At 27.0% G+C, this 12488-nt stretch carries 14 protein-coding genes; 5 read left to right on the top strand and 9 right to left on the bottom strand.

Features of this window, described 5'->3' with window-relative positions:
- Positions 1-131 precede the first annotated feature (131 nt).
- From V3255_RS03415 to V3255_RS03375, 9 genes are all read right to left on the bottom strand, one after another.
- Positions 132-1622 (bottom strand): hypothetical protein, encoded by a 1491-nt coding sequence (locus tag V3255_RS03415; RefSeq protein WP_333503519.1) that lies wholly within the window; start codon positions 1620-1622, stop codon positions 132-134.
- 452 nt (positions 1623-2074) lie between these two features.
- Positions 2075-2578, bottom strand: coding sequence for a signal peptidase I (gene lepB, locus V3255_RS03410; protein ID WP_333503518.1), 504 nt, complete (start codon positions 2576-2578; stop codon positions 2075-2077).
- A 55-nt stretch (positions 2579-2633) separates the two neighbouring features.
- Positions 2634-3332, bottom strand: coding sequence for a pseudouridine synthase (locus V3255_RS03405; RefSeq protein ID WP_333503517.1), 699 nt, complete (start codon positions 3330-3332; stop codon positions 2634-2636).
- A complete protein-coding gene (locus V3255_RS03400; RefSeq protein ID WP_333503516.1) occupies positions 3319-3741 on the bottom strand; it encodes an iron-sulfur cluster assembly scaffold protein in 423 nt (140 codons plus the stop codon). Before V3255_RS03400 ends, V3255_RS03405 begins: the two co-directional genes overlap by 14 nt.
- Entirely contained in the window at positions 3734-4879 is a 1146-nt protein-coding gene (locus V3255_RS03395) for an aminotransferase class V-fold PLP-dependent enzyme (RefSeq protein ID WP_333503515.1), read from the bottom strand. The genes V3255_RS03400 and V3255_RS03395 overlap by 8 nt, the downstream gene beginning before the upstream one ends.
- A complete protein-coding gene (locus V3255_RS03390; protein ID WP_333503514.1) occupies positions 4872-5585 on the bottom strand; it encodes a TlyA family RNA methyltransferase in 714 nt (237 codons plus the stop codon). Before V3255_RS03390 ends, V3255_RS03395 begins: the two co-directional genes overlap by 8 nt.
- On the bottom strand, positions 5586-6047 hold the full coding sequence (locus V3255_RS03385; protein ID WP_333503513.1) for a hypothetical protein: 462 nt from the start codon (positions 6045-6047) through the stop codon (positions 5586-5588).
- Positions 6013-6807 (bottom strand): transcription antitermination protein NusB, encoded by a 795-nt coding sequence (locus V3255_RS03380; protein WP_333503512.1) that lies wholly within the window; start codon positions 6805-6807, stop codon positions 6013-6015. Before V3255_RS03380 ends, V3255_RS03385 begins: the two co-directional genes overlap by 35 nt.
- A 202-nt stretch (positions 6808-7009) precedes the next feature.
- Positions 7010-8206, bottom strand: a complete 1197-nt coding sequence (locus tag V3255_RS03375) for a phosphopentomutase (protein ID WP_333503511.1) — start codon at positions 8204-8206, stop codon at positions 7010-7012.
- 75 nt (positions 8207-8281) lie between these two features.
- Here V3255_RS03375 and V3255_RS03370 point away from each other — a divergent pair, with 75 nt between their 5' ends.
- Genes V3255_RS03370 through era form a run of 5 tightly spaced genes read left to right on the top strand, consistent with a single transcriptional unit; the run spans position 8282 to position 12431 of the window.
- Positions 8282-10321, top strand: coding sequence for an Mbov_0121 family peptidase domain-containing ABC transporter (locus V3255_RS03370; protein WP_337902991.1), 2040 nt, complete (start codon positions 8282-8284; stop codon positions 10319-10321).
- Complete coding sequence (locus V3255_RS03365) at positions 10293-10676, top strand: MAG1140 family protein (protein ID WP_303438725.1); 384 nt, start codon at positions 10293-10295, stop codon at positions 10674-10676. The genes V3255_RS03370 and V3255_RS03365 overlap by 29 nt, the downstream gene beginning before the upstream one ends.
- A 20-nt stretch (positions 10677-10696) precedes the next feature.
- Positions 10697-11149, top strand: coding sequence for an rRNA maturation RNase YbeY (gene ybeY / locus V3255_RS03360; protein ID WP_333503555.1), 453 nt, complete (start codon positions 10697-10699; stop codon positions 11147-11149).
- A complete protein-coding gene (gene cdd, locus V3255_RS03355) occupies positions 11149-11544 on the top strand; it encodes a cytidine deaminase (protein WP_333503508.1) in 396 nt (131 codons plus the stop codon). Before ybeY ends, cdd begins: the two co-directional genes overlap by 1 nt.
- Positions 11545-11546: 2 nt before the next feature.
- Positions 11547-12431: a GTPase Era gene (gene era, locus V3255_RS03350; protein WP_333503507.1), complete on the top strand. Its 885-nt coding sequence runs from the start codon at positions 11547-11549 to the stop codon at positions 12429-12431.
- Positions 12432-12488: the final 57 nt, after the last annotated feature.

The raw sequence follows: 12488 nt of genomic DNA, 5'->3' as shown, positions 1-12488 counted from the left end.
TTAGATTTTAACTTTATGTTTTTAGTTTTTGGTTTTTAAAACTATACAAAAGTCTATAAAATGGTTGTTTAAAATATAAAAGAATTTTTACCACAAACTACAAATAAAAATTATTGGTCTGATTTTTTCTACTAGTTTAAACTTATGTGTGTTTTATTGCTATTTTTTTTGTCTTTTTCTTCATACTTATCTAAATAATTGTTTTTTAAATCCTCAATTAGTTCAAGTCGGCTAACGTTTTTATCAAAAACAATATTCTTATCCTTAGGAAAAGCCAAGATTTGGAAAGCAACTTTATCAAAACTAGATTTAGGACTTCTAACAAAATTTAGTGTTAAATCCGTTTTAAAAATTGGTGTCAAAAAAATATTATTATCTTCTGTTTTTCTAAGAACTAATTTTTCTCATTCCACCCTTTTTGGATAATTATTAGGATCCGGTATACTATGGGGAACCCATCTTCAAAATGATTCATAGCCAATTCGCTCCCAAGTTTCGTAAATAAAAATATTATTATTTTTTAGAAATTCATCAAGTTTTTCCCCATCTAGAAACTTTTGTTCAAAATCAAAAATTAGATCATTTTGGTCAATTTTTAATCTAGGATCTAATTTTAAAATTCGGTCGATAATTGTTGTCTTAAATTCGTCAATATTTTTAATAATTGCGTGTTTTTTTGGTAAAAAACTGTTAGATCAAGGATTAATTCTATTTGTAATTAAATCAAGAATTTTTGGCTTTAAAGTTTTAATATTATTAATTTCTTGGCTAAAATCGATAATAATAGACATAAAAGAGGGGGAAGAACTGCTAATCTCGTTTTTTGACAAATTGTACTTTTTTGCGAGTTTATTATAAATTTTTCTAGCTTCTGTTTCAATTAATATTTTCTCCTTTTCATAATCTATAATTTTATCATTATCACCAGCATAAATTTTTTCATCAATATCCCTAAAGGTGATTGTTTTATTTTTAGGGTAGACTATAACATTAAAAAAAGGCGAATCATCAAAAACTACATCGGGTTCAATTAATTTCGAATCTATAACAAAATCTGGTACAAATCTTGTGGCTGTAATGTTTGAAAAACCATTTTCTTCAAAATAATAGTAGGTAACACGAGTTGGCCTTGAATATCTGATACGTTCGCGTATTATTATATTATTTTTTTCTAAGACTTTTTCAAGAAGTTCTCCTTTTAGAAATTTGTCTTCAAATTCTGACTTGAGTTCAGAAGTATTCATTTTGGCAAAATTAGGATTATTTTTTATAATTTCTTCAGTTCTATCAACAATATTTTTTTGAAATTGTTCGAGGTTTTCAATTATTATTCTACTTTGTTCGCCAAGGAATAAATGTTTATCTCTCTGCTTTTTGGGTTGATTATAAAACAGATTTAAGGCTGAAAAAGTGCCGTTTTTTGCATTAAATTCTTCATAATGCTTTGCTAGTAAATTTAAAAAATAGTGAGAATTGTAATTTTGGGGATTGTTAATTCCGTCATCTGTGTTAAAAATCTGTTTATTAATAAAATGAATTAAATTTCCGCAGGAAGTTAAAAAAAATGCCGGAATTAAAAGTGTTGTTCCCAAAAATTTAGTGAGAATTAATTTATTTTTCATCATTAACCAAATAAGGAAGTGTTAATTTATCATCAACAGAATTATCAACAGTTACAGATTTAAATTTTTTGATATAAATTCGATAGTAGCTGATTTTTCTGATTTCTTTTAGTCTCCAATAAAGTAAGTATTTTCACTAGCTTTTAACATATTTTTAAAATTAGGAGTGCCTAACCGATATTTTCCAAAATAACCGATTTTTGTTTTTGGTTAAATCACTATGATCTATAAAAATTACCAAAACTGATAAAATCGCTTGTTACCTTCATCATATTCTCCTTATAATTTTGTTCTTATATTTTTAACAAATTATATCATGATCTTCAAAAACAAGAAAGTAAAAATAAAAAAATATAATTTCATCATATTTTGCAAAAAAATTATATTTTTTTATTTTAACAGTTGTCTATATTTATAAATTAATAAATTTATGTAGAGCAAGTGCTTAATCCCTATAAAATCCCAATGACATCATCTAGATCAAAAAATCCAAAATCTCTGCTATCGCTACTGTTTTCTAAATTATCACCAACAGCAAAAAATTTATTTTCAGGCACTATTCCATCGAACAAAAAAGTTGCGCTTTTGATAAAATCTGCAACTTTTTTATCATTTATGTAAATTTCATTTTCTTTAACAGTTATTTTATCCCCTGGCAGTCCCAAAATCCTTTTAATTAAAACTATTTCTTTGTAATTAAAAGCGACAATATTGTTTCTTTTTGGTGATTTTACCCTATTAATAAAAATTTTTTGTCCGTGTTGAAGAGTTGGAAACATCGAGTTACCTTCAACATCAACTAACCTAAAAATAAAAGTAAAGAGAATAAAAACTGTTACGGCAATTGAAAAGACTAAAGCTGACAAACCAAATAAAAAGGTTTTTTTATTAAAAAATTTTTTCTTTGGCTTATCAGTTACAAAATTATTTTTTCCCATAGTTGAATCATTTTTCATTTAAGTATTACACGAATAATTATATATAATAGTTGTTTAGCTAAAATTTAATTTGTTAAAAAATATTCTTCAGTGACAAAATTTCGGCTTGAGACAGTTTACGTTTTTCACCTGGCTTTAAATTTCCAAGTTCAATAGTTGCAAAACTTAATCTTCGGAGCATAAGTACTTTTTTGGAAACAGAGATAAAAATTTTTTTAACATGATGGTTGGAACCTTGCCAAACTTTGACAATATATGTCCGTGAGGCCACTTTTTGAACTTTTTGAACAGATTTTACATTATCTAAATAAATTTCATTGTTATTCAAAAAATTAATTTCCTCGTCATTTAAGTTAAAATCAGTTTTGACTAAATATGTTCTCTGAATTTTTGAACTAGGATGAAGTAATTTATTGCTAGTCTCGCCATCATTTGTTACCAAAATTAGACCGGTTGTTTCAAAATCCAGTCGTCCTACTGGAAACAAATAGGAATTTTTATCAAAAAATTCCATTATTGTCGGCCTATTTTGTGGATCAGTTCGACTTGTAATATAATTTTTTGGTTTGTTTAGCGCATATCAGACGATTTTTGGTTTTTTATTTATTTTTTGACCGTCAAACTCAACAACATCAAGCTCAGAAATTTTTTGGCCGATTCGTGCAAATTGGCCATTAATTTTTATTCGTTTTTCATTGATTAATATTTCGGCTTTTCGTCTGGAGGCAATTCCCATTTGCGATAAAAATTTATGAATTCTAACTGTTTTCATGATTTTTAATTTGTTTTTGCAACAAAAACAAAGGTAGACTGATACAAATTACTCGGTTTGGGTGACTTTTAACCATAAAAAGCGCATTTAAATCTCCTAAAATTGGGATAATTTTTTGAGATTTAATCATTTCTTCATAATTTTCAAGCAAAATTTGCGCTTCACTTATGGTTTTATTAATTAAAATTTTTTCAAATAAATAACAACTTGCGAGCAAAAGAGTACAACCTGAAGCACAAAATTGTATTTTTTTAATTTTTTGTCCAATAATTTCTAAGTCTAACTGAGCCCAATCATCACAGTTATTATTCATTTCAGAGCTTGTTGACTTACAAATTCGTCGCTTTTCTTTGAATTTTTCATTAGCATCGACAATAATATTTCGTCGAATAATAAAATCATTATACAAAATCTAAAAACCTCTTTTCTTCTAAGTTGGTAATTAAGTCGTCAATATCAGCAAAATCATTGTAAAAACCAAGCGAAACTCTGATGAAACTATCATTTTTTAGCACTTTTTTTAGTAACGGTACACAAAAATTCCCGCTTCGAACATAAATATCGTTATTTCCTAGGTATGAAGCAACATCTTGAGCGCTAAAACCTTTAATATTGAAAATTATAATATGGTCGCCTTTTTTAGAAAAAATTTCAATATCATCAATTTTTTCTAATTTTTCATATAAATAATCAGACAAAATTTTAATTTTTTTATAAATTGTTTCAAGTCCAATTTCATTTATAAAATCAATAGCAGCATTTAAGCCCCAAATTGCAGCAAAATTTAGTGTTCCGGCCTCAAATTTGCGATAATCATTATAAAAAAGCAAATTTTTGTTGTCAAATTTTCGAATTATGCCCCCTCCAAATTTTACAGGTTCCAGTGACCCCATCAAATATTTTTTTATTGCAAGCACGCCTAATCCAGTTGGCCCGTAAAATTTATTAGAACTAAAAGCCAATGCATGGCAAAAATTCATACTAACTTTTTGAAAGTTTATTGATTGTGTTGCATCATTTATTACAAAAGCGCCGTTTTTTATAGCTGTTTCTCAAATTTTGGCTAAATCTAGATCAACTAAAATTGAATTATTTGCCTGAGTTAAAGCAATAACAGCTGTTTTTGGTGAAATTTTGTCAACTATTTTTGTGCTATAAACAATTTTTGCGCGCACCTTTTGAGCAATTTTGACTCAAACAAGTAAATTTGAAGAATGATTTAAAGGTGAGAGCAAAATTTCATCTCCCTTTCTTATGACTTTTTTAATCATATTGGCAAAAAGGTTTATTGATTCTGTTGTTCCGGAAGTAAAAATAATTTCTTCAGGCAAACCATCAATTAATTTTGCAATTTTTTCACGAGTTTGGTTTAAAATCTGTAAATTTTCAAAGGCGATTTTTGAATTTGATGAATGAGTATTAACAGCACAATTTGTGTAAAAATGGTTAATTTTTTCAACTACAGATATCGGTTTTTGCGTCATTGCTGCTGAATCTAAATAAGTTACTTTATTTAAAAAAGGAAAAAACTCTTTAAAATTAGTCATTTTTCTTGATAAAATGCAAAAAATATTCGATATTTTTTGATTTTAACCCTTTAATTGGCGATTTAGTCGAATTAACAAAATCAAAGTCATTTTTAGCAAATTCAACCAGTCTGTTAATTAAAAACTCATGAAATTCAGGCAAAACATAACCGCCTTTTTGGACATATTTTGAGCTAGCCTCAAATTGAGGTTTAAATAAAGCAATAAAACTTTGCCCTTTTTTTAACAGATTTTTTACAACACTAACAACAATTTTGAGACTAATAAAGGAAACATCGCAAACAATTATGTCGATTTTTTCATCAAAAAAATCACTTGTAACATATTTAATGTTGGTTTTTTCTTTTACTGAAACTCTAGGGTCAATTCTTAAAGAATAATCTAATTGATTCAAGCCTGAATCAAGTGCAAAAACTTTTTTTGCGCCTTTTTCAAGGCAAATTTGTGTAAAACCACCTTTAGAAGACCCAATATCTAGAACAATTTTGTTATTAAAATCAAGTCCAAATTTTTCGTAAGCTCAAAGTAATTTTATGGCGCCGCGGGAGACATATTTTTCTTTTATTTCAACTGTCACTTGGTCTAAATCTTTAATTTTATATGCTGGCAGAAGGCATACTTTATTATTAACTTTTACATGACCAGTTTTAATTAATGATTCAGCTTTTTCAAAACCCATGCTTAGAATTTTGCTAAGTAGGTTCATTTATTTTCATCTCCTTAAAATTTCAATGAGTTTGATATTAAAATTTGGATCAGTTTTTATTCATTCAAGCGATAAATTGTTAAAAGCATCTCTTCGACGGCCTTCAAAGTCGAATAATTTTTGTCTGAATTTAAATCTTTGTAGGTAAATTTGCCAACTATAAAACAAAAAGATTGCTAAATTTTTATGAATTCTTAAGTTGCTGAATAAATTTAGGTTTAAAAACTGTTTCATGCATGAAATTCAATTTTCAACTTTGTAAATATTATTGACTAATTTTAAATCAAGTTGAGCACATTGTTGATTTGAAACACTAATTTCTAAAATTTTTGAAAGGTTATAAAATAAAAATTTAAATTTTTTTCCAAGTATTTTTTTATATTTTCAAAATTTAGTCTCAATTTTGATATGACTTTTTATTTCATGTTTATTTTTGAGGTCTAAGAAGATTCTTGTTTTCATAATAATTGTATACTTTTTGCAAAACAGCATTTACAAAACTAAATTCATCGCCACCTTCAATGCTAAAAATTTTAGTGATTTCAATAGCCTCATTAAAAATAATTCGGCGAGGTTGGAAAAATAATTCAGCAGCTCCCAAAAGCAAAATTGATCGAATCAATGGCAACATTCTATCTCAACTTCAATTAGATTTTAACTGTAAAGTAATGACTTTTTTCAAAAAAACATAGTTTTTCTTGACAAAAGTAAGAATTTTTAGCTGATCAAAAGTCACTTCAAAATACTTATTTTTTATTTCATCAATGTCGATATTTTGATCAAAAAGTTGTGAGCCATAAATAATTGAAATATTAGCCATTCTTTTAATTCGTTGTTTGGATAGACTTTGAAACTCATGACAACTATTTTCATCGTCGTCTTCAAAGTTTTTAATATGGTTCTTTTGATGATTTATTGACTCACTATTTGAGCAAAAAGCTCGATTTTCATATGTTATTTTCATTAAATTGCTGTTGTGTTGACAACTTTGGGGTCTCAAGATGTCGTAGTTTTTTAGACCCTCTTGAGTTTCATTTTGACTTAAATTACCAGGTAAATTTTTAGAACTATTACAGTCGACCGAACTTACAAAAAGAGAGCGTTGCTTTTGTAAAACATGTGCAAATTCCTTTGCTTCTAGATCAAAATAAGGAAGAGTATTTTTTTTCTTATTCCTATATTTTTGGCTTTTTGGCGAATTTTTTTTGTTTAAATGATTCATTTTATTCCACTTTTTTGCTTTTGCTGACTAGATAATTGAGTTTAAATCTTACTAATTATAAAAAATAATAAATTATACTTTAAATTTAATAAAATTTTATCATTTTTCAATATATTAAAAAGAACTTATAACAATTATTTAGCCCTTTTATTGGAAAAATTCTGAAATTAAAATATTTAAAGCTACTAAATTTAAGGAATAATTATTCTAAAGAATCGAAAATATCTTCACCTATTTCTGCTTGCTCAACTTGAAAATTTCTGGCAATTATGTTTCCAATAGTTGCAAGTGAATCAACAGGATTTTTTAACTTTTTGAACTTTGATGTGAATTTTTTTGAAAAAATTGTTAGTGGTAGAGCCTCGCGTGTGTGATTTGTGCCGGGAAAACAAGGGTCATTTCCGTGATCAGAAGAAACAATTAACAAGTCATCATCTTTTAAAGTATTTACTAATTTTGCTAGTTTAATGTCAAAATTATTTAAATTTTGACAATATCCCATAATATCTCGACGGTGACCATAACTTGAGTCAAATTCGACCAAATTCACAAAAATAAATTGATTTTTTGTGGATTTGGAGGCAATATCAATTGCGATATCCATATTATTTTCATCACTGTCAGGCCCAAAAATTTTATCAAGTCCCTGTTTTGAAAAAATATCGCCAATTTTACCGACTCCGATAGTTTCAATTCCTTTTTGCTGTAATCTATCAAGAATTGATTTTGGCGGTGTATTTGCATAGTCATGTCTGTTAAAAGTGCGTGTAAATTTTCCGTTTTGGCCAATATAAGGGCGAGCAATAACGCGAGCAACGTTTCATTCTGGCCTTGAAGAACAAATTTTTCTTGCAGCTTTTGCATAGCGATATAGATTTTCAAGTCCTAATGTTTCTTCATGACCACAAATTTGTAGAGTTGAATCAGGTGAGGTATAGACAATTATTTTGCCCTCATCGATAGATTTTTGTCCTAATTCTGACAAAATTACAGTCCCACTAATTGATTTATTGCCAATAATTTCTCGATTATCAAAGGCTTTTTCGAGCTCTCTTATTAGTTCATTAGGAAAACCCTGATCAAAATTTGGGTTAGGATTAACAGTTTCAATTCCCATCATTTCTCAGTGACCCGCGAGGGTGTCTTTTGCATTTGATTTTACGATAATTTTTGAAACATAAGCAAGTGGTTCTTTATTTATTTTGCCACTATTTTCAATTTTAGCCACATTAGAAATTCCCATTTTTTTTCAGAAAGGAATTCTTAATTCACCAGTTTTTGAAACACAATATAAAGTATTTGCGCCCGAATCGCCAAAAACTTCTTGAAAACCATCATCCCCAATTCCGAGCGAATCAGTTACTATTAAGAAAATTCGATTAAATTTGTATTGTTCCATAATTTTTTGTTAGTTTTTCCTAAATTTTTCTATTTTTTAATATTTTAATTAATTTTACAACAATTAGGGCAGAAGATGAAAGTATTTTTGCAAAAGGATTTAAAAGATTGTGGATTGGCGGTTCTTCAATCAATTTATCATTTCTTTTATGATAAAAAAATATCAATAAACTCTTTAAAAACAAAAGCTTTTTATTCAAATGACGGGATAAACATTGCTAATTTAGAGCGATTAGCAAAGGAATTTGGAATTATTCTTGAATCTTACGGGGGTCCTTATGAGAATTTAAAAACTTTAGAGATCGTAAAACCGACTATTATTCTAATTAAAACTGGTGATTTAAATCATTATGTTTTATTAACAAAAGTAAAAAAATCAAAATTTGAAATTATCGATCCCTTAAAAGGAAAAGTCAAAATTAAAGCTGAAACAATGGCAAAAATTTTCCAAAATGTTGTAATTTTTGCCCAAAAAGATCCTGAATATAAAAGATCAAAAATAAAAGATAAATCATGGAATAATTGGTGATTTTTCCTTGAGTCAAAAAGTAATTGGTATCTTATTTTTTTATTTTTTATAACTGCAGTTAGTAATTTTTTATCTTCATTATTCATGAAAACAATAATTGACAAGGTTTTGCCACAACAAGACATTGGACTTGTTATAAAAGTGAGTCTTTTCTTTGCTTGGGTTGTAATTTGGCGAATTTTACAAGATATTATTAAAAAAATATATATTCATAAAATTGAACTAAAAATTGAAAAAGATATTTTTGACCGTTTTTTTAATGCTTTAAAAACGGGCAAAAATTTTCAACTTTTAAAATTAGATAATCATGATTACATTAGAAGAATTAATTTAATTCCAAGTTTTGCAGCTTTTTCGGCCAGTTTTTATTACCATATTTTTAACGAAGTTATTACTTTTTTAATTTCATTTTTTATATTGTTGTGGATAGACATTAAAATTTTGGGCTTAATTATTGGAATAGGCATAATTTACCTTTTTATTAGCATAATTGTGCGAAAAAGTATTTCAAAAAATCACCAATTTTTAATGGAAGATCAACTAAATAGCTTGACAAGTACAAATGACATGATTTTTTCGCTTGAAAATTTAAAGCGTGATGATGTTTATAAAAATTTAAAACATCAATTTGATGAAAAATATTACCGTTATAAAAAAACAGAATTTAATATTTGGAAAAAAGAGAGTTATTTATCAAGTTTCAATAATTTTCTTTTTTCAATAGCACCAATTTTAATTGTAGTTATTTCCTCTTTTTGAATTTTTGACAAAAAATTATCAATCGGCGAATTACTGCTTTTTTTAAGTTTTTTTAGTTTTTTTATTAATCCGCTTTCTTCATTTGTTAATATAGTCACTAATTTGCCAATTTTTTTAAAGGAATTTGAGCTTTTAAATTTTGTGCTCAACATTGAAAAAGAGACAACCGGCAAATATCACCAAAAAATTTCAGATATAAAATTAAAAGATCTAAGCGTAAGTTATTATAAAAATAAGACGCTTTTTTATATTGAAAAAATGCAAATAAAAGAAAATTTGCACATAATTGGAAAAAATGGAAGCGGAAAGTCTACATTTTTACGACTTTTAAATCAGGAAATTGTTTATAACGGTGATTTTTTAATTAATAATCTTGATTTAAAATATTATGACCAAAATGAGTTACGCAAGAAAATTTGTTACATAAAATCGCAAAATTATTTCCCTAACATTAGCGTTCTTTCTTTTATAACAAATGAAAATCCTGAAAAAATTCAAAATTTAATTAATAATTTTCAACGATTTGACATTCAAGAAATGCTTTATGAATGGCAAATTTCCCTTGATTCAAAATTTGTTAACAATGGCTCAAATTTTTCAAGTGGACAAAAGCAAATAATCGCACTTTTGCAACTTTTAACTAAGGATTTTGACTTAATTTTATTAGATGAGGCTTTTGAAAACATCGATGAAAAAAATTTTGAATTTTTAAAGAAAGTAATCTCAAATTACCAAAAAAATGCAATGTTTATCGAGATCTCTCATTCAAAAAGGTATGTAATTGAACAAGGAGAAACTTTTGACATCAAAGATATATCAAAACAATAAGATAACAATAATAATTAGTGTCTTTTTGCTAATTTTGATGGGTACAAGTTTTTACTATTTTTTCCAAATAAAAACTTATAGGACCGTTAATTTTATTTTAGAAATCGATGAAAAACATAAAACATTTGCAACAGTAAATTCAGACATATATTATTTAATGGATAAAGATTCATTTGCCCAATTTCAATTTCAGGACCGAGTAGTTAGACTTGAAATTACAAAAATTGTTAATGTAAAACAGAATGAATTTGTTATTGAATTCACAAAATCGCTATTATTAAAGCCAAAAACTCAATTGCCGGCAGTTCTTTTTTTAAAAAATACAGGTAATTTTTTAGATCTTTTTACAAAATAGAATAAAATTAAATATAAATGGTGAAAATTCTAATTAATTTTGAGAATCAAAGTAAGGTTAAGTTTAAATTTTTAAAGTTGTTTAAAAAAATTTTTGAAATTTTTGTAAAAAATGAAAATTTACAAGGTGAAATTAATCTAGATTTAATGCTAATAAGTGAAGAAAAGGCCCAAAAACTAGCTCTTAAATTCAAAAATAAAGACTATGTTCCTGATGTTTTATCATTTCCAAGTGGCTTGAAAATTCAAGAAAATAATTTGCAAATTCATTTTTTAGGCGAAATTTTTATGACACCATCAAAAATTCAAAAACAGGCAAAAGACTATAATCACACCGAAAAACGCGAATTTTCATACCTTTTTGCTCATAGCCTTTATCATTTACTAGGTTTGGATCATGATAATGATGAAAATAATAAATTTATGCACGAAAAAGTAGAGAACATTTTAAAAAATTTGGAGATTTTTCGCTAATGGAACAAATATTTGAATCCCTAAAAAAACTGAGTAAAAATTCCTACTGTCCTTATTCTAATTTTCCAGTAGCCTCAATTTTGCTAACAAAACAAGGAGGCGCTTTTGAAGGTATTAATGTTGAAAATGCCGTTTATCCTGCAGGAATTTGCGCTGAAAGAGTAGCGATATTTCAAGCAATTGCCCAAGGAGTTAACCCTGAAAATTTTAAAGAAATTCATATTTATAGCCCAAAATCTAGTAAATTTATTGTCCCTTGTGGTCAATGTTTACAAGTTTTTGTTGAATTTTTTTCTGAAAATGTTAGCATTTTTCTTTATAATTCAAAAGCAGAATTTATTGAGAAAAAATTAAATCAACTTCTCCCTTTGCAATTTAATAAGGATTTTTTATAAATATGGATACAAAAACATGTTTTGTTGCAGTTATTGGCCAACCTAATTCAGGTAAATCTTCACTAATAAACTCGATTGTTCAATTTCCAGTTTCAATTGTTAGTCTAAAAGCCCAAACTACTAGAGATGCAATTAACGCAATTTATAATAAAGATAATCTTCAAATAGTTTTTGTTGACACACCTGGTTTTCATAATAAAATTAATAATTTAAGTAATTCTCTAAATTTCGCAATAAATTCGACACTTGAGGGAATAGATCTTGTTCTTTTTTTGCAGCCAGTTAATGAGCCAATTGATGAAAATACACAGGCATTTGCTAAAAAAATTGCAAATATTAAAAACAAAATCGCAATAATTACTAAAACTGATATTGAAGACGGCGAGTTTACTTTTGAAAAACAGTCACAAAAAATGAAAGAATTTGATTTTGAATTTGACAATATTCTACCTTTTTCAACTAATTTTGAAGATTTACGAGTTAATTTATTAAGTCAAATTGAAAAATATGCCTATCCGTCAAATCATTTTTTTAATAATTTAGATGTTACTGATCAAAGTTCACGTTTTTTTGCAAAAGAAATAATAAGAAAACAAATACTTTTGAATGTTGATGATGAAATTCCACACCAAACCGCTGTTGTCATTGACAATTTTGATGAATCAGAAAAAAATTGTATCCGAATTGATGCAACAATTTATGTTGGTAGAAAATCCCATTTGCCGATAATTATTGGTAAAGCCGGCTCAGTTCTTGGACAAATTGGTACTAACGCTCGCAAGGAACTTGAAGAGATTTTTGGTAAAAAGGTTGTTCTAAAAAACAGAGTAGCTGTTGCTAAAAAATGGTTTAATGATCCTAAAATGATTAAGAAATTTGGCTATTAAAAATTTAAGTTTGTATAATTTTTCTCTTAAATAATTAATTTGGCAACTATTGCTAAA

The organism is Mesomycoplasma ovipneumoniae (assembly GCF_038095975.1).
GTDB lineage: Bacteria > Bacillota_I > Bacilli_A > Mycoplasmatales > Metamycoplasmataceae > Mesomycoplasma > Mesomycoplasma ovipneumoniae_C.
This window is presented reverse-complemented; position numbering and strand designations above follow the sequence as displayed.